The sequence below is a fragment of the Roseibium sp. Sym1 genome (assembly GCF_027359675.1).
Lineage (GTDB): Bacteria > Pseudomonadota > Alphaproteobacteria > Rhizobiales > Stappiaceae > Roseibium.
Window position 1 is genome coordinate 5,544,508 of the sequence record NZ_CP114786.1, and the last position, 19,096, is coordinate 5,563,603.

13 protein-coding genes are annotated in these 19,096 nt (G+C 58.8%); 6 read left to right on the forward strand and 7 right to left on the reverse strand.

Annotation, left to right across the window (positions count from 1 at the left end; genetic code table 11):
• Window positions 1-23: 23 nt before the first annotated feature.
• Entirely contained in the window at window positions 24-1,034 is a 1,011-nt protein-coding gene (locus tag O6760_RS25730; protein ID WP_269582505.1) for a M23 family metallopeptidase, read from the reverse strand.
• 110 nt (window positions 1,035-1,144) lie between these two features.
• Between O6760_RS25730 and O6760_RS25735 the strand changes: the two genes are divergently transcribed.
• Both O6760_RS25735 and O6760_RS25740 read left to right on the forward strand, forming a co-directional pair.
• On the forward strand, window positions 1,145-1,912 hold the full coding sequence (locus O6760_RS25735; protein WP_269582506.1) for an FKBP-type peptidyl-prolyl cis-trans isomerase: 768 nt from the start codon (window positions 1,145-1,147) through the stop codon (window positions 1,910-1,912).
• Between the two features lie 104 nt (window positions 1,913-2,016).
• A complete protein-coding gene (locus O6760_RS25740) occupies window positions 2,017-3,207 on the forward strand; it encodes a cytochrome P450 (RefSeq protein WP_269582507.1) in 1,191 nt (396 codons plus the stop codon).
• A 6-nt stretch (window positions 3,208-3,213) separates the two neighbouring features.
• Here O6760_RS25740 and O6760_RS25745 read toward each other — a convergent pair whose 3' ends face one another.
• Window positions 3,214-4,635, reverse strand: coding sequence for an 8-oxoguanine deaminase (locus tag O6760_RS25745; RefSeq protein ID WP_269582508.1), 1,422 nt, complete (start codon window positions 4,633-4,635; stop codon window positions 3,214-3,216).
• 311 nt (window positions 4,636-4,946) lie between these two features.
• Window positions 4,947-6,347: a Si-specific NAD(P)(+) transhydrogenase gene (gene sthA / locus O6760_RS25750; protein ID WP_269582509.1), complete on the reverse strand. Its 1,401-nt coding sequence runs from the start codon at window positions 6,345-6,347 to the stop codon at window positions 4,947-4,949.
• A 291-nt stretch (window positions 6,348-6,638) separates the two neighbouring features.
• Here sthA and O6760_RS25755 point away from each other — a divergent pair, with 291 nt between their 5' ends.
• Entirely contained in the window at window positions 6,639-7,433 is a 795-nt protein-coding gene (locus tag O6760_RS25755; RefSeq protein ID WP_269582510.1) for a transporter substrate-binding domain-containing protein, read from the forward strand.
• A gap of 319 nt (window positions 7,434-7,752) precedes the next feature.
• Here O6760_RS25755 and O6760_RS25760 read toward each other — a convergent pair.
• The 3 genes from O6760_RS25760 to O6760_RS25770 form a co-directional block, all read right to left on the reverse strand.
• Window positions 7,753-8,855, reverse strand: a protein-coding gene (locus tag O6760_RS25760) for an IS3 family transposase (RefSeq protein WP_269581172.1) whose coding sequence is annotated in 2 segments (ribosomal slippage) — window positions 7,753-8,594 and window positions 8,594-8,855 — 1,104 coding nt in all. Because the reading frame shifts where the segments join, the coding sequence is not laid out codon by codon here.
• A gap of 313 nt (window positions 8,856-9,168) precedes the next feature.
• Window positions 9,169-10,158 carry a phosphoribosyltransferase family protein gene (locus tag O6760_RS25765; RefSeq protein ID WP_269582511.1) on the reverse strand — a complete coding sequence of 330 codons (990 nt, stop codon included), beginning with the start codon at window positions 10,156-10,158 and terminating at the stop codon, window positions 9,169-9,171.
• A 59-nt stretch (window positions 10,159-10,217) separates the two neighbouring features.
• Entirely contained in the window at window positions 10,218-11,378 is a 1,161-nt protein-coding gene (locus O6760_RS25770; RefSeq protein ID WP_269582512.1) for a hypothetical protein, read from the reverse strand.
• Between the two features lie 345 nt (window positions 11,379-11,723).
• Here O6760_RS25770 and O6760_RS25775 point away from each other — a divergent pair, with 345 nt between their 5' ends.
• The 3 genes from O6760_RS25775 to O6760_RS25785 all read left to right on the forward strand — a co-directional run bounded on the left by O6760_RS25775 (window position 11,724) and on the right by O6760_RS25785 (window position 15,647).
• Entirely contained in the window at window positions 11,724-13,910 is a 2,187-nt protein-coding gene (locus O6760_RS25775) for an anthranilate synthase component I (RefSeq protein WP_269582513.1), read from the forward strand.
• 66 nt (window positions 13,911-13,976) lie between these two features.
• Window positions 13,977-14,501, forward strand: coding sequence for a TerB family tellurite resistance protein (locus O6760_RS25780; protein WP_269582514.1), 525 nt, complete (start codon window positions 13,977-13,979; stop codon window positions 14,499-14,501).
• A gap of 216 nt (window positions 14,502-14,717) precedes the next feature.
• The gene (locus O6760_RS25785; RefSeq protein ID WP_269582515.1) at window positions 14,718-15,647 is read left to right on the forward strand and encodes a hypothetical protein; all 930 of its coding nucleotides are present in this window, start codon (window positions 14,718-14,720) and stop codon (window positions 15,645-15,647) included.
• 82 nt (window positions 15,648-15,729) lie between these two features.
• Here the strand turns inward: O6760_RS25785 and amt are convergent, their stop codons facing one another.
• Window positions 15,730-18,927, reverse strand: a complete 3,198-nt coding sequence (gene amt, locus O6760_RS25790) for an ammonium transporter (RefSeq protein WP_269582516.1) — start codon at window positions 18,925-18,927, stop codon at window positions 15,730-15,732.
• Window positions 18,928-19,096: the final 169 nt, after the last annotated feature.

Sequence of the window (19,096 nt, forward strand, 5' to 3'; positions counted from 1 at the left end):
ATGCCCTCTGGCGGAATCGTTGATCAGTCGGCGAGGTCGATCCGCGCCGTCTTGCGCATCAGCTCCTTCCCGGCCCGCCACAACACCGCTTCACCGGCATAGGCACCCAAAGGCCAGCCGCCCTGAGGTGTCTTGCGACCGGCAAAGGCCACCCATTGCGCCTTGTTCCGGTCAAGCGGCTGACCATCGCTTTCGGCCAGCACGCCGTCCGGTCCGGTCAGTTTCAGCGAAATCCGGTCGCCTTGCTGAAGGTTGATCAGCCGGGCGAAGAACACGAGCGCGGGTGCCCCCTTCCGCGGGCCGGGCACCTGGTCCGTCTCGAGCTCCTGGGTGCCGACGGGTTTTCCCGCAAAGCCGAGCTCGACAAACGCGCCGGCCGCGTCCCGCAAGAGCCTTTCCCTCTCTTGTAGCCACAGTCCCTTCCCGGCCGCCAAGTCGACATCCCTGGAACAGGCGGCCAGCCGGTCCCGCGTGCTTTCCGCCGACCCAAGAAACGGATCCACCGTTTCCCCGTCCTTGCGCACGGTCAGGTGCACATGGGGAAAGGCAGCAAACCCGGAATAGCCCACCCGGCCAATGACCTGCCCGCGCTGCACCGTCTCGCCCACGGATACCGACACGGTTCCCTGGCGCATATGGCAATACTGGGTTTCCCAGCCTTCGCCATGGGCGATCACGACACCGTTGCCGCATTCCTTGTCGCGAACAGCATCCCGGTCAGCGCCTGAGCGGACCAGCCTGTCGGGGATGTCGTTTCGCAGAGCCTTTATCTCCCCAGGAGCAGCCGCGAGAACGTCGGCGATGACACTGGTGTTCAGAACACGGACATCGGTGCCCTTGTGGCCGTCGTAACTTGCCCGACCACAATCTGCCGTTATGACCCCATCACCAGGGTCCAGATCGACATAGTTCTGAACGAAACAGTCGCTGCCAAGCGTACAGGCAAGCGGTAGGGACAGATCCAGCGCCAGCGCGGGCGCGCCAGGCAGCAGCATCGCGACCAGTGTCAGAAAGCCAGTCGGAAAATGCCTCATCGTCAGCGTGTCCTCTTCAATGACCCGTTATCAAACAGCAATGAGTTGCAATCCTTGCGCCAATCATTGATTTTTGCGCAAACCGCAACACGCATTCAGGTGGAACAAATATGTTCAAGACATGGCTGGCCGGTCTGGCCGCCCTCGCGCTGCTCGCCCTCCCGGCGGCTGCCCAGGAAGAGCTTCAGATCCGTGACATCGAAAAAGGCACTGGTGAAGAAGCCAATGTCGGCGAGACCGTGGTGGTCCACTACACCGGCTGGCTGATGGACGGTACCAAGTTCGATTCGAGCCTCGACCGCGGCACGCCCTTCTCGTTCACGCTCGGCGAACGCCGCGTGATCCAGGGATGGGAAAAGGGCGTCGAGGGCATGCAGGTCGGCGGCAAGCGGGAACTGATCATTCCGCCGCAACTCGGCTATGGCGCACAGGGGGCCGGCGGCGTGATCCCGCCGAACGCGACGCTCAAGTTCGAGATAGAACTGCTGGAAGTCAAGGCCAAGAAGTTCTCAGATCTCGGCAACGACGCGCTGAAGGCCCGGCTTGCCGCCGGTGCCACCGTCATCGACATCCGCCGACCTGATGAATGGAAGGCGACAGGCGTGCTGCCGGGCAGTCACCTGCTGACGTTTTTCGACCAGAAGGGTCAGGTCAATCCGCAATTCGGCGCGGAACTGCAGAAACTGATTTCCGGACCGAATGACGAACTCATTCTGATCTGCCAGACCGGCCAGCGCAGCCAGATGCTGTCCGAATACCTGGCGGGTCAGGCCGGGTTCACCAATGTCGCCAATGTCGAAAAGGGCATTGCCGGCTGGCTCCAGGCCGGCGAAGAGGTGACAGGGGCGGAAACACCGGACAATTGCTGGCTTTGCTGAACCGCCACTGAAACCCGTCGGCATCTGCCTCTCATCGCAGATACGGTGTTTCCCGTCTGTCACGGGCCTCTACTAGGATGGCAGGGACAGAACAGGAGGCAGAGATGTCCGCTCCGCTCATATTGCCCAGGGAAGAGACCTGGACCGACCATGACTATGTGCGCCGTGCCGCGGCACAGGGACCGGTGGTCCGCGACAGGCACGGCATCTTCATCACATTTTCCCTCGCTCACATGCAGCGGCTGGTCGATCCGTTCCTGACGCGGCAGATGGAAACCGAAACAATGGCGATTCAGGGCCTTTCAAGCGGCCCGGTCTATGATCTTTTCGCCAATTCCATGCTGTTTTCCAATGCGCCGGCCCACGGAAAACGCCGGGCTCCGCTGGCCAGGAGTTTTGCGGTGCCCCTGGTCAACCGGCTTCGAGGCGAATTGCAGTCCCTGGCCTGCGAGCTGGTCGAAGACCACCTGGGCACCGGTGACATCGAATTTCGCGACCGGATCGGCGGCCAGCTGGCGGCGCGCACCATTGCCATGGTCCTAGGTGTTCCCCGGTCCGATCTGCCATTGATCACGACGCTGGTCTATTCCGCGATCCGTGCGCTTTCGGTGCGGTCTCCGAGTGTCCTTGCAGAAGCAGCGAAAGATCTCGAAGCACTGAATGCCTACGTGGCCGACCTTCTCCAAGAACACCGGTCTGCGGGCCCGAAGGACTTTCTGGCCGACTACCTGGAGCGCACGGGCGAGACCGGACTGAGCGCGCTTGAAATTCGTATGCAGATCGTCACCCTGCTGCTCGCCGGGTCGGACACCACGCGCAGCGCCCTGACATCGACGATGTCCCAACTGATGCAGAAGCGATCCCAATGGGAGCTGCTGTGTGCCGATCCGAAAACCCATATCAAGGGCGCGGTCTCGGAAGGGCTGCGCTATGACCCGGTCATTGGCGCCCTGATCCGGGTGGCCGACAAGGATCTCCTGTTCGAAGGCGTCGCCATACCGGAAGGCAGCCTGATCGGCCCCCTGGTCGTCTCAGCGCTCAGGGATCCCGAAGTCTATTCCACTCCCGAGACATTCGACATCACCCGAACGGACCACCCGCGATGGCACCCGGTCTTCGGGGCCGGCGAACATCGTTGTCTCGGAGAGGCCCTGGCAAGAGCGGAACTGGAGGAAGCGCTGACAGCGCTGTGCCGCATCGCACCCGGAACGGAACTGACCGGGCCGCCTCCGAAATTGCGCGGCCTCGGCGCGACCCGCACGGTCGGCGAAATGCCGTGCAGGTTGATCGGTTGAATTCCGTCAGGTACCTGCCGCCAGTTCCAGGCTCATGCGATTGTGATCGCGGATCACGGGACCCATGTCCATCGTCGCGATTTCCCCTTCCTCGACGATGACCTTGCCATTGACCACGGTTGTCCTTGCGGCCTGCGGCGCGCAGAACACGACCGCCGCGACCGGGTCGTGAAGACCACCGGCGAATTGCAGGGTGTTGAGGTCGAGCGTGAAGAAGTCGGCGCATTTTCCGGGTTCCAGTGCGCCGATGTCGTTGCGGCCAAGGACGGCGGCTCCACCCAGTGTGGCGAGTTCGAGCGCTTCGCGGGCTGTCATCCACTCGCCGGCCCGCAACGGGTGCGACGGCGGCAGAAGCGCGTGTTTGCGCGGCCCCTCCGGCGGCTGCAGCCCCAGCTGCAACCGGGCAAGCAGCATCGCCTGGCGCACCTCGCCCAGCATGCTGGAGCCGTCATTCGAGGCCGAGCCGTCGACCCCGAGACCAACCCTGACACCAGCGGCCATGTATTTCTTCACCGGTGCGATGCCGGAGGCCAGGCGCATGTTGGAGCAGGGACAATGGGCGGCGCCGCAGCCCGTCGCGGCAAAGAGCCGGATCTCGTCGTCATCCACATGGATCGCATGGGCGAACCAGACATCCGGACCGGTCCAGTCAAGGCCCTGCATCCATTCCACCGGGCGCTTGCCGAAGCGTTCCAGCGTATAGCGTTCCTCGTCAAGCGTCTCGCACAGATGCGTGTGCAGCATGACGCCCTTGTCCCGAGCCAGCGCGGCACTCTGGAGCAGGAGATCCTCGGACACCGAAAAGGGCGAACAGGGCGCAACCACTACCCGGGTCATCGCGCCGTGACCGGCATCGTGGTAGCGGTCGATGACACGGACGGTGTCGTTCAGTATGTCCTCTTCATCCTCGACACAGTCGTCGGGAGGCAGCCCTCCCTTGCTCTCCCCCAGCGACATGGAACCGCGGCTGGCATGGAAACGCATGCCCAGGTCCCGGGCGGCCTCGATCTGATAATCGACCTTGTTGCCGCTCTGGAACAGATAGGTGTGGTCGAAAACGGTGGTACAGCCCGAGAGCGCCAGTTCAGCCAGCCCGACCAGCGTGCTTGCCCGGGAGGCCTCCGGATCTGTTTTCGCCCAGATACGGTAATGGGCCTGAAGCCAGGGAAACAGGTTGTTGTTCTGGGCCGCCGGCAGGTTCCGGGTCAGGGTCTGGTTCAGATGGTGGTGCGTGTTGACGAAGCCGGGCAGCACGATCTGGCCTTTGGCATCGATGACCCTGTCCGCCGTATCCGGCAGCTCGCTCGTCCTGCCGACCTTTTTGATCACCCCGTCTTCGGCATAGAGCCCCCCGCCCACAAGTTCCCGGCGCGCACCGTCCATGGTGACAAGCATGTCGGCGTTTTTCAAAAGCAGCGATTGAACCATCGGGCACCCACGGGAGGACTGAAATCAGATGTACACACAAGCGTACAACCTACCCGTTTACAGGTTTCATAACTATTTTCGAATTTCCGAAACTGCCTTAAAAAGAAATTGAGAATGACTGCGAACCGCCTCTGCTCCCGGCGCTTCTTTCACTGTTCGCGGCCTGACACCCCGGCCTGGGCAAAACCGGAACACAGGTCCTCCCGGCCTGAAGTGGTTGTGTCCCCGACCAGTTCCCCGGCATCGCCCCGCCTCGTGTTTCGCGGTACGCGGATCGTGAGACCGATCCCGTTTCCGACCCGTCCGACTTTTCACTTAACCAGCGGCGGCATACGGTTCCAGGCGTCCAGGGCAGCGATCTTGTAGGCTTCGGCGAGCGTCGGGTAATTGAAGGTGTTCTCGACGAAATATTCCAGTGTGCCGCGCAGGTTGAGCACGGCCTGCCCGATATGGATCAGTTCGGTCGCGCCCTCACCGACAATATGACAGCCGAGCAGACGGCGGGTCTTGAGCGAAAAGATCATCTTCAGCATGCCGGTGTCGAGGCCCATGATGTGGCCACGGGAGGTTTCCCGGAACCTGGCAACACCGCATTCGTAAGCGATCCCCCGGTCGCGGATTTCTTCCTCCGTCATGCCGACAGTGGAAATTTCCGGCACGGCATAGATGCCATAGGGGAAATATTCCGGCGGGTCGTAGGCCTTTTCGCCCAGCGCGTGGCAGGCAGCGATGCGTCCCTGCTCCATCGACGTGGACGCCAGGCTCGGGAAACCGATCACATCGCCGGCTGCGAAGATGTGGGGCACATCCGTCTGAAAGGTCATGGGATCGGCCTTGAGACGCCCCCGATGGTCCACCTCCAGACCACAGCTTTCAAGGTTCAAAGACGGCGTCGCTCCCATGCGGCCCGCGGCGAAGAGAACCACGTTGGTCCGCACGCATCGCCCGCCTTCAAGGGTGACCTCGCAATCGGCAGCCCCGTGCTTTTCGATCTTCTCGACCTTTGCTCCGAAGCGCAGCGCAATGCCCCTGTCGCGAAGCTGATGCGTGAAATCGGCCACCAGTTCCTTGTCGAGAAAATCCAGCATGGTGTCGCGCGGTTCCACCAGTGTGACATGGACATCAAGCGCGGAAAATATCGAGGCATATTCCACGCCGATCACGCCCGCACCGATGACGGCTATGGAGCGCGGCAACGTTTTCAGTTCCAGGATCTCGTCGCTGTCGAGCACATATTCGCCGTCAAATGGCACGTAGTCCGGGCGGAAGGGTTTCGTGCCGACGGCAATCACGAACTTGTCCGACGAGAAGATATGGATTTCCCCTGCCTCTCCTTCGACCTCGATCTTATGGGCGTCGGTGAACTTGGCTTCACCGTAAATCGTATCGACCTGGTTGCGCGCGAACTGATGTTCCAGCACCTCGACCTCGTGATCGAGCGTGATATGCAGCCTTGCGCGCAGATCCGAGGCGGTTATGTCGTCCTTCACACGATAGGACCGGCCATAGAAACCGCGTTCGCGCCATCCCGTCAGGTTCAAAACCGTTTCGCGCAGCGTCTTGGACGGGATCGTGCCGGTATGAACCGACACACCGCCGACACGGCGTCCGCGTTCCACCACCAGAACCTTGCGGCCGAACTTCGCCGCCTGGATCGCGGCCCTCCGACCCGCGGGTCCGCTGCCGATCACGATCAGTTCGTAGTGTTCCATTCGCCCCTCACTCTCGCCCGTTCACCCGACCTGACCATAGCCGCGCCTTACGGTCACGCCGAAATGCGTCCTTTTGTGTTGCTGCAGCGCAAAGACAGCATCTCCGCCGACGGGTCAAGACCAACGGAAACGAAGGGATGAACCCAATCCTTCGGCAGCCATGGACCTCAAGAGTGCCAGGACGGCCTGGATCCCGGCCACCTCCCCTTATGCTAAAAAACAGGCAATGGTTCCGAGCGAATCCGTCGTTATTATTGCGCCAGGTCGAATCCTTATGGGGAACGTTGATTTGTGAAACCACTTCACGCGTATTTTGCTTGCCTCCTGTGCGCACTCATGGTCGTCGGAACGGGAAGGACGGAGGCGGCCACCGTTACCTTTGCCGCAGATGAATGGTGTCCCGTCAACTGCGTTCCGGGTTCAGCCAGGCCGGGCTACATGGTGGAGATCATCAGGGCCATCCTGGAACCGCAGGGCTACGACGTCCGCTATGTGACGGTGAACTGGGCTCGTGCCCTGCTCTACACGAGATCGGGCCGTTTCGACGCCGTGCTGGGCGCACTCAAAGGCGATGCGCCCGACTTCATCTATCCGGACCTGCCTCAGGGCGAAACCGAGGTGGGTCTGTTCGTGCGGGCTTCCTCAAGCTGGCGATATCTCTCCGAAGCATCACTTGCGAACCAGAGGATCGGCCTGATCCGCGACTACGCCTATGGCGAAGAATTGGAAAAACTGATCACCGAAACAGCCCGGCCGTCCTATGCGGGTGGCGACCACCCACTCAAGCTCAACATTCTGCAGCTTCAGGCAGAACGGATCGATATTGTCGTGGAGGATGTCAATATCTTCCGACACACGGCCAGCGAAATGGGACTCTCGGGCGCTTTCAAGCTGGCCAAGACCTTTTCAAGGGAAGATATCTTCGCCGCATTCTCGCCGAACGGAGCCAGATCCCGCCAGCTTGCCGAACAGCTTAGCGCGGGCATGGCGGATCTGCGCACCTCCGGCGAATTGCAGCGCATCATGTCCCGCTATGGCCTCGATGACTGGCTGGCGCCCCCCGATCAGCAGACACCCGGGAACTAGGCTGTCGTAACCAATTAGCGACTGGCGGCACCTTCGGGTTTGGTCCAGGATTGTCCCTGAAGGCGTTGGAAATGCTCGAAACTGCGCTGCACCTCCTTGCGCTATCCGCCGGTTCAGGAACGACCCTGACCTCAACGATGCCAGTCGTGAATATGTCACGACAGCCCGGGCAGAAGCGATGCCCCGGTTCATATGGCCCAACAAACCCATTGCATTTGACCTGAGACCCGAGTTTCTTCCGGTTTAGCGCAGAGTCCTTTGGTTGATTGGAGTGCTACCCAACGTGCCCCCAGGAAGGGCTAGAGTTTTCCGGACCAAATCAGGAACACGGGCTGGCTGCGTGTTCTGATTTCATGAGATCCACCGGCACTTTGTTGCCGATGGCACCGTGAGGTCTGTGTTCATTGTAGTCCTTGCGCCAATCCTCCAACTTTTCGGTCGCATCCGCAAGGCTCAGGAACCAGTGTGCATTCAGGCACTCCGCCCTGAAACGGCCGTTGAAGGCCTCAATGAAGGCGTTGTCCGTCGGTTTCCCAGGCCTGGAGAAGTCAAGCGTGACGCCCCTTCTATAGGCCCACAGATCGAGATCCCGAGAGATGAACTCGGAGCCCTGATCGACCCGGATCGTCTTCGGATAGCCAATCCGGGTGCAGACAGTTTCCAGCGTTCTCACCACATCCTCGCCACGGTAACTGAAGCGCGGATCAAGCGCCGGCACATAGCGGGAGAACGTGTCGATCACCGTCAGAACGCGGATCTTCCGACCGGTTGCGAGCTGATCATGCACGAAATCCATGGCCCAGACATCATTCGGACCCACGGCTTCCTGGCGATCTTCCCGAAGCTTCGCCTTCACTCGGCGCTTGGGATGCTTGTTCCTCAGTTGCAGGCCCAACTCGTTGTAGATCCGCCGTGTTTTCTTCATGTTGATCACCCAGCCTTCCCGAAGCAGCAATACATGCACCCGCCGGTAACCGAACCGGACGCGCGTCTGGCAAATCTCCCTGATACGCTGTTCCAAAGCGGCCTGGCCGGGCCGACGGGATCTGTAACGGTAGGTCGTCGGGTCAAGCCGGATCACCGCGCACGCACGGCGAATGGACACCGACCAGTCCGACCGCATCTCGTCGACCAGCGTTCTCTTCCGGGCAGGCCTCAGAGCTTTCGTTTGACAATGTCCTGAAGCATCTCCTTGTCGAGCGACAGGTCCGCGACGATCTTCTTCAGCCGGGCATTCTCCTGCTCAAGCTCCCGAAGACGCTTCATCTCCGACGGCATCAAACCCGCGTATTTCTTCCGCCAGTTGAAATAGGTCGCCTGGCTGATGCCAGCTTCACGGCAGATCTCCGCAACCGGAACACCTTCTTCCCCACGCTTGACGATGAACGCCTTCTGCGCATCAGAAAACTTCGATGCCTTCATCAATTCCGCTCCTTCCTCAGCCAGGAAAATCGTCGCGGAAAACTCTAACCCAAATCGAGGGAATTTAGCGGGGGCACATCACCTTCCCCGGCCTCGTCGGCTATGGCTTTGGCCATGAACATGATCCTGAAGGCAGCATGGTGGTGGCGCGGCGCGAAATAGGCGGCCAGCGATCACTTATGCTCTGACGGGAACAAAGATCAAACCAAAGGCCGCCGCGGGATACCGCTGGCGGCCTTGGTGCATCGACCTCGTTTCAAAAGGAGGTGCTTTCCCAAAATCAAAATTACTTCGATAAGCTGAATTTCTTAATTTAGAAGCTACCTGAAAAAATTACTTCACCAATTGCTTCATTGAAGTAGTATTCAGCTTCATGGTCAGTGAACGACATATTATTTCCAGGACTTCCAAAAATGTTAACATCATTCTCCACAACAAAAAAACCATGTGAATCATATGGCAACTTAACGTTAGAAACGGGAACCTGAAGAGGGCAAAACAACCCCGTACTAGAAAGCTTCTGCAAGGAATTAGAAGAGCACACTAAAGCTGCAGTCGAAATCTCAACGTAAGGAAACACAGACTGCAAATGTTTCGCCGCAACCGTAATTGTATTTCCGGACCTAGAAATATCATCCACAATCATAATCTTTCTAGCTGAGGCCGGAACTTTTTCCTTGAAATTTTCACTCAATCCACCACTGCTCTCATCGTCTCCAGTAATATTAAAGGGTAGAATACAAGAATCATTGCCCAGCCTACGACCCAAATACTCACCGACAATCCTACCTCCTCGGTTGAGCGCAACAATAGCATCTGGCGCGACTTGCCTAGTTGCCACTTCCAATGCGCCGAAGGCGAGATGAACATCTGAAGGACTTGCTACCCCATCTGTTAGCTTAACCATCTTTGAGGCTCTAAAGGCATCTGCAAACAAGTTGGGAAGTTGCTTTAATCGTTCATGTGAATACGCAGGAAAAAAACGTTCGGATGCGATCCGGACAGTGTACTGTGGGACCTTCCCAACAAATTCCTCTGCAAAGGCCTCGGCAACATTCTTTTCGAAACTTACTTGCAGAGCATCGGAAATTGCAGTTTTAACTGAATCGAGTTGCATCGATTTGAGGCGTCTCACAATTCGTTGCCACTCAGCATAAGTCGCATTGCGTTCACACCGAGCCTTTGCTCGCACCAATGCAGACCGACTTTTTTGAACACCGTTTTCGAGTTCTTCAATTTGGTCGATCGACATCTTGTTGGAGAGTTCAAGAAGCTTGGCTTTGGTGGCGTCGTCGACTGCCACCTTTGAAATGGCTTGGCGCGCTCTCCGCGTCAGATCTGAAGATTGTGGCGTACTAGACATTAGTATTGAGCCTTGTATCTGGCCAGTTCGCTGTCAAATTCTGACAGAAATCCGTTAACTAGATCAAAACACCGTTTGAACCCATCGTCTAGTTCAGCGCGGTTTGTTTCACTGATCAGGCTTAATGAGTCCTGCACTTTACGCAACAGTGCGCATTCTGGATTTCCCCTTTGTTCCAGCAAGTGCTGCGTCTCTTCCAAAGCCTTCTTCTGCGTATGCTGTGTTATCGCACTTCGGCACAAAATCTCGGCCAAGCTCTGAGAGATATCGAACCTAAAAGTGACATTTGCAAGGCTGAACGCTCGTTTGGTAGCCTTTAGGAAATTTTTCTTCGCCAAGTGTGCCGCGACCTCAGAACGCAGCCAGTTGACGTAAGAGCCGAGAGAATTGAACGTTGTTAGATCTCGTGGAGGGTTGCCGTTAGATGAAATTAGAACCTCTTGAAAAGCCCAGCTCTTTCCTACCGCCGTTGCATTCCAATTATCAAACTCCACCGGAATACACATGTTCGTGACAGGCAGTATCACGTCTTCCGCAATCTGTCCCACGTAATCGACTTTCCAGTTTTCTAACGCTTCAGTAGATTGCATTGCAAAGCTAGATCTCGCCTCATTCAACAAAGCATCAATTTCATCGAATGGCCAACTCAAGCGTCGACCATTCCACTTCACGTAGACAGGCAACAATACATCGTCGATTTTTTCGACACATGCTTTCCTCGATAAATTGTTGATGTAGGCTCCGTCAAATCGCTGAAAGTACTCACAATAGTCTAAATCTCCCAACGTATAAATTGCGCCCCCTAAAACACCACTCCCAGAAACTAGTATTTGGCAAGGCAAATTTACGCTTATTTGCAAAGCCATTTCAAAAATACGTTCGAACTTGCTCGGTGTAGGGAAATGAATTGCAACGGTATACGGGACAAAAACCACGTACCCTCTGTAATTTATTTCTGCATACCCAGGTAATTTCTCAGAAACACTGCTATCATATCCATATAGCTCAAGAGAAACTTTTGACAACGCTGCATGTTCTTGGCACAACTTGACAAATTCAGCTTGAGGACATGCGGTTTCAAATTCAATTCCTTCTGCCCTTAGTCGGCATTCGCATGCTGCTCTTAGAGAGAACTCGCGATATAGTTCAATGTTGCTCATGGTTAGAAACACTCAAATCGCTCAACTTGCAATTTTTTGCTTTTATCGCAAAAAGCGTATGCGAACAAGATTTTGTCCCTCAAGACTCAAGATTTTGTCCCTCAAGACTTATGAACCTGGACCCCATTGCCAAACTTCTTCCCTTCCGCTATGGCTTTGGCCATGAACATGATCCTGAAGGCAGCATGGTGGTGGCGCGGCGCGAAATAGGCGGCCAGCGATCACTTATGCTCTGAAGGGAACAAAGATCAAACCAAAGGCCGCCGCGGGATACCGCTGGCGGCCTTGGTGCATTATAAGGCCGTCACACCTCCAAGGCAGCCACCAGAACGGGACAGACACACCATGCCGGCGCTGGCAGACCAGACCTTTGAAACGTCAAGCGGGATTACGATCCTGCGCACTTCCCGCCCTTCCGACTATGAAACGGGAACGTCGGACTGGATCGACCGGCTGGATTCGGAACGGGGTGCGGTGCTGTCCTCTTCCTATGAATATCCCGGCCGCTACACACGCTGGGACATGGCTCTGGTCAACCCGCCCCTGGTCCTCGAAGCTGCGGACCGGCGCGTGGAGATCCGCGCCCTCAACGACCGCGGCAAGATTATCCTGCCCGCACTCGCGGACACCCTGAAATCCCATCCCGACGTGGCGACCTTCGAGGCGAGCGACGAACAGGTCCGGCTGACCGTGAAAACGCCGGACAGGCTCTTCAACGAGGAAGAACGTTCCCGCCAACCGTCGACATTTTCCGTTGTCCGGGCAATCAAGGACATGTTTGCCTGCGACGACGACCAGCTCGGGCTGTACGGGGCGTTCGGCTACGATGTCGCCTTCCAGTTCGAACCGATCGACCTGAAGCTGGAGCGCCCGGACGACCAGCGCGATGTGGTGCTTTTCCTGCCTGACGAAATCCTGATCGTCGACCACCATGGCAAGCGCGCCTATGTGCTGGAATATGATTTCATCGTCGGGGGGCGCACGACCAAGGGCCTGGAGCGAACGGGGGAGAAGCAGCAATATTCGCCCGCGAACCGCGACCCGGGCCGCGGCGACCATGAACACGGCGAATATGCGCAGCTGGTGCACAAGGCCAAGGACTACTTCCGCCGCGGCGACCTGTTCGAGACCGTGCCCGGCCAGACGTTCTACGAGCCCTGCGCCAACCCGCCCTCGGCCGTGTCGCGCCGCCTCGCCCAGATCAACCCCTCCCCCTATTCCTTTTTCTTCAATCTCGGCAACAACGAATACCTGGTCGGCGCGTCACCGGAAATGTATGTGCGTGTCACCGGTGGCCGCCGCGTCGAGACCTGCCCGATTTCCGGGACGATCCGGCGCGGAAAAAACGCCATTGAGGACGAGGCCCAGATCCGCAAGCTCCTGAACTCGGCCAAGGACGAAGCGGAACTGACCATGTGTTCCGACGTCGACCGCAACGACAAGAGCCGGGTCTGCGTGCCGGGCTCGGTCAAGGTGATCGGCCGGCGTCAGATCGAAATGTATTCGCGCCTCATCCATACCGTGGATCATATCGAGGGTATCTTGCGCCCGGACATGGATGCGCTTGACGCGTTCCTGTCACACACATGGGCCGTGACCGTGACCGGCGCCCCCAAACGCTGGGCGATGCAATTCATAGAGGATCACGAGAAATCCCCCCGCGCCTGGTATGGAGGCGCCATCGGTGCGGTGCTCTTCAACGGCGACATGAACACCGGCCTGACACTGCGGACGGTGCGTATCAAGGACGGGACGGCCCAGATCCGTGCGGGTGCTACCCTGCTCTATGACAGTGTGCCGGAAGACGAGGAAGCCGAGACGGAACTCAAAGCCGAGGCCATGCGCGCTGCCGTTCGCGAAGCCGGACTGGCCGCCAGGGACGCCGAGAAGACCGAAGCGGTCAAGCCCGGCAAGGGGCTGAAAATTCTCCTGGTCGACCATGAAGACAGTTTCGTGCACACGCTGGCCAACTATTTCCGCCAGACGGGGGCCGACGTCGTCACCTACCGCACACCGGTGGCCGACCATGTTTTTCACGACGTCAATCCGGATCTTGTGGTGCTGTCCCCCGGACCGGGCAATCCGAAGGATTTCGACTGCACCGCGACCATTGGACGGGCGCGCTCCCGCGCCCTGCCGATCTTTGGCGTTTGTCTCGGCCTTCAGGCCCTTTCGGAATATTTCGGTGCCGAACTCGGCCAACTGGACATTCCCATGCACGGCAAGCCCTCGCCCGTGACCGTCTCGGGCAATTCGCTGCTGTTCGACGGACTGAACGCGCCGGTGATTGTCGGCCGGTATCACTCGCTCTATGCGAAACGGGACACCCTGCCGGGCGACATCCGTGTCACGGCGGAAACGGAAGACGGTGTGGTGATGGCGATCGAGCACCAGAAAGAGGCTATCGCCGCGGTCCAGTTCCATCCTGAATCGATCATGTCCCTGGACCAGGACGCAGGGCACAAGATCATTGAAAACGTCATCAGCCGGCTGGTGGCCGCGAAGGAACAAAAGGTCGCCGCGAGCCTTTGATTTTTGTCACGCATCTTTTTGCGATCTGAGGTTAGTCTGCAGGCAGTTTTCATAAGGAGCTTTCTCTTGCACATACTGCTTGCAGCCCTCGGCATCCTGGCCGCCGTGGCCTTCTGGCTTTACCGCGCTCGCGCGGCGGTAGACAACACCCGCGTGGTCCTGGACGCCGCCCAGGACGTCAAGGCCGCCGCGCGGCGTTTCGGCTATAGAACCCGCGCCAACCAACATCCGACCGAAGGTGTCGATGACCCTCGTGTAACCGGTGCCGCCCTCCTCGTGGTGGTCGCGGAAACGGACGGCGGTATTTCCAAGGCGGAACAGGACGAAATCCTGGAACAGCTGTCTTCCGTCTTCGGGCTGTCCGCACGGGACGCGGAAGAACTTTATCTGTTTTCCAAATGGCTGGCGAACCAGAGCAGCAATCCGGATGACATGATGCGCCGGCTGATCAAGCACACGATCACGCTGGGCGGCCGGGACACGCTGCCGGACATGATCAGCATGGTACGCGCCGTCGGCATGGCCGACACCGGAACCCTGACAGATGACACCCAGCAGGTGATCGAGTGGCTGAAACAGCTGAGCGGATGAATATTGGTATTACCTAGGGCAAGTTCACCACCAGCATTCATCAGCTGCAGCCTTGAATTTCGATGCAATTCAGTTGCAGAAAACAATTCGGGCAAAAGAAAGTTGATTAACAGAACGCAACAGAGTTCTATTGAAATACGCAGCCGGATTTAGTCGGCCTTCACCGGCAGACAGTATAATTATTGGATCCTGCCGATCGAGTTCTGGGGAGTAGACATGGCCGAAGGCCTCCAACGGGTGGTGTCGCGAACGTTTCGTTCGCTGGGATTGATCGCGCCGCTCGTTCTCGTGCTGCTCCATCAGACTTCATCGACCTCTGTTGCCAGCGCCCAGGAAACACTTCCCAGTCAAAACCACCTGCTGGCAATCGGCAATTGCCCGCCGTGGAAAGCCCAGTCCGTCGAAGTGTGCAAGAACAGCCTAGAAAAGGTGATGAAGTCCCTTGCCCCCCGTCTGGATTCCGGCCCGGGAAACCAGCATTTTCTTGTCAACGAGGGCGCCAGCGCGGCGGCCTTGAAGCTCAAGGCGACGGAACTTGCCAACAAGCTGGAGCCGCAAGACCGGCTGATCATCTATGCCAACCTGCCGCTTGGGCTGTCGGAATCGGCCGAGGCCGACGACGCCAACGGGTATGTGCTTGAATTGTGGGCGGAACAGAAACCGGAAACGACCTCGCAGGCCATCAGCGACGGCACTTTCATGTCCGCCTCGGCCCTTGCGGCTCTCATTCATACAATTCCGGCCGGTGAAGTCATTCTAATCCTCGACACGAACAACCCGCACGCAATCGGCATCGATCTCCTGGCGAACCACAAGGTCGATCACAAGGATCGCCCGGAAGCACTGGTCATATCGTCGGGGCCGGGTCAGGCGGCGAATTATTCCGCCGACCGCACCATCTCACTTTTCGCCAAGCATCTTTCCATTGCTCTGGAAGGAACAGACGGCTCTCTGCTGGACGTCATGACCGCGGCCGTGGGCGGCACCCGACAGGCGGCCATTCCCATCTGCGCGGATCTCAAAGGCACGCTGGCAGAGGGCGACACGCAGAGGAGCGACTGCGCACAGGTTCCCGAGATTCACGACCCGGACGCGTTGCTGGACAAGACCATGCTGCTCCCGCTCGTGGAGTCCGGACTGAACTGACAGCTCCCCGATCTGCATGAATCCCGCACCGCACCGCCCGGAATCCGCAAGGTCGTCCCGATTCATGTGAGGAAGGCTCCGCTCAGCTGGCGAGGTTTTTCCTGTTGGCGGCCTCGAACACCTGCAGACCGCCGAACTTCAGGCTTTCGAGTGCCCTGGAAACGTCCGCCGGAATGGACTGCACCAGACGCTCGGCGGGCTGTGGCATGCCGATCAGATAGCCCTGCGCCTCATGGCAGCCGCGTTGCGCCAGAAGACACAGCTCTTCGGTATCCTCGACGCCTTCGGCAACGATGCGCATGTCGAGCGCCTTGCCGAGCCTGACCACGGTTTCGATGATTGCAAGCGATCCATAGTTCCGCCTGGCTTCGGAGACAAAGGACCGGTCGATCTTGATGCAGTCGAACGGGAACCGGCTCAGGTAGCTCAGGGAGGAATAGCCGACGCCGAAATCGTCCAGGGCGATCTTGACACCGATGTCCTTCAACCGCGTCAGGACGGAAAGCGCCCTGGCATCATCCTCGATCAGGGTATTTTCCGTTATTTCCAGCTCGATCCGGCCGGCCGGTATGCCCGACAGGCCGATGGCCTGTTTCACGTCATCGACAAAGTCCTTGTCGCGGAACTGAACGGGACTGACATTGATGCTGATATTCGCGTCCCGGATCGTTGTTGCGGCCACTCTCAAAGCCTGCGCCAGCACGTATTTTCCGATTGCCACGATCTGGCCGGAGGTTTCTGCAACGGGAATGAACTCGGCGGGGCTCACGAGGCCCCGAGTGGGATGGTTCCAACGGATAAGCGCCTCATAGCCGACGATTTCGGCAGCTGCCAGGCTCATGCGTGGCTGGAAGAACAGTTCGAACTGACCGTCCGACAGGGCCGAATTGAGATCCTTCTCCAGCGCCCGGCGCTGGCGGACCTCGTCGCCCATGCCCGCCTGGAACAGGCAATAGGTGTGACGGCCCCGGTTTTTCGCGTTGTAAAGGGCTATGTCGGCATTGGATATCACCTGATCCTCGTCGTCAGGCCCAGTCACCAGGGCAATACCGATGCTCGCCCCCGGTTTCAGAACCAGTCCGTTGCCGCAATCAATCGGCTCGGACAGGATCTGAACGAGTCGCATGGCCATGTCCTCGGCCTGATTGGCAAACTGGATGCCGCTTTGGACAATGGCGAATTCGTCCCCTCCCAACCGCGAGACCGTGTCGCCGCTGCGGCTGGCCTGCCGCAGCCGTTCCGCCGTCATGCGGATCACGGTATCCCCGACCGGATGTCCGTGAAGGTCGTTGATATCCTTGAAGCGGTCGAGATCGATCAGCAGCAGGGCCGCGAACCGGCCGTCCTGCTGGCACCGGCCGATCGCCTGTTTGAGTTCGGCATTGAAGACCGCGCGGTTTGGCAGATCCGTGAGCGGATCGTGTTGCGCAAGGTGCAGGATCTGCGCCTCGGCCTTTTTCCGTTCCCTGAGATCGACCAGAGCGGAAACCCGGGTCGGGATGCCGCGGTATGAAATCACGCGGGTCCGGATTTCCACCGGCACCCTTTCGCCCGAGCGGCTGACCAGAGTGACTTCCCGCGGTTCCTTTTCCGCCTTGACCAGATGTTCCTCGAGTGTTCCGGCAAGCTCGTTGTCGACAAACTCGTAAAGCCCGCGCATCTCAAGTTCGTCGATACCGTATCCGATCAGTTCCTCGAAGGTCCTGTTGCCGTCCAGGATCCGGCCATCAACCGATATCACGATGGCATCGAACGTGGCATTTGCGAGCGCGGACAGGCGCTCGGCCTCCTCACGGGTCCGTTTGGCATCGGCCGCCCGGTTATGCGCCAGTTCCTCGCTCTGGACCGTGTCCATCAGGGCGTTGAACAGACGCGTCAGACGTTCCGAATCGTCGCCCTTTGCCACATCCAGCCGCATGGACAGGTCCGCCTTGCCTGCAATCAAACGGTCGAGCGCGTCCTCGACGTGACCGATGCCGAGACGGGTCCCGTGTTCGGCCTCGTTGAGACCAAGATCCTCGCTGGCAGCATCCAGTCGCAGCGGCTGCACCCGGTTCAAGAGCGAAAGCAGCAGCCACCCGGTGCCGAAACACCAGACAAAACAGGCCAGCACGCCTGAAATCTGGACGAGAAACTGTGGCAGGCGCGCTCCCAGAGGCAGCAAGTCGACGGGAGCCAGCAGCGACAGGCCGATCGTTCCGGCCGCACCCGCAAACCCGTGCACGCCAATTGCGCCCACCGGATCGTCGATTTTCAGTTTCCGTTCCAGGAACACCGCGCCGCCTATCGCGGCGGCCCCGCCGATGCCGCCAATGGCAAGAGCGCCCATGGGAGAAAGCACGTGGCATCCTGCCGTCACGGCGACGAGGCCGCCCAGGAGCCCTGAAATCGAGTTTTCCGGCAGGATCACCCTGTCTTTCCACCGCCCCAGCAGGTACCCCATTCCCGTTCCGGCGGCTGCGGCCAGAACGGTGTTTGCCAGAATCATCGGCACGTCCCGGGAGGCCGCCAGCGTCGACCCGCCGTTGAAACCGAGCCAGCCGACAAACAATATCAGGGCACCCGAAGTTGCCAGAACAGAGCTGTGTCCCTGAATGCGGAAGACCTGCCCGTCCGCACCGAAGCGTCCGGCCCGCGGCCCGAGGATCGTGCAGGCTGCAAGCGCAATCCAGGCTCCCGTCCCATGGACCACGGTCGAGCCTGCGAAATCCACGAACCCCACATCGGCCAGGAAGGCCGTGGCATCGGCGAACAGCGCTCCGCCCCAGGCCCAATGGGCAAACACGGGGTAGATGAAACCGGCTGTCAGAACCGAGCACCAGATATAGGAAGACAAGCGCATCCGCTCGGCGACGGCGCCGGAAATGATGGTCGCGGCAGTGCCGCAAAACATCACCTGGAAGGCAAAGACGGTCAGTCCCCAGGCATCAAGCCCGGACAGGCCGAACAACCGCGTGTCGAAACCGGCAAACCAGCCGCCGCCCGCACCGAAAGCCAGAGAGAAGCCGAAAAGCGCGAAGAACAGCACCGACACCGCGAAGTCGAGCAGGTTCTTCTGGGCGACGTTGATGGAATTCTTGGAGCGGACAAGGCCTGCTTCAAGCAACATGAACCCGGCCTGCATCAGCAGAACCAGTCCCGCCGCGAACAGAACCCAGACCATGTCCAGGCTCTTCTGAAAGGCAGCGACTTCCATTGCCCCGGACGCATTTGCGGGTTCCGACGCGGTCAATCCCGCGAAACACAAAACGGTTGCGGCTCCGGCTGTCCGCTTGATCATGTCTCTGCCCCATATAAAGAAATCGGGGGCATGATCCCGCCCAATACGTTAATTCTTGCTTGCCATTTTTGCCAATGCCCTTGGCAAAAACAGGCTGCTCATTTCCTCAGCATCCGCTTCAGATTTCCGCTCCAGCGCGGCGTCTCCGCAATAACCTGAATTTGTTGGA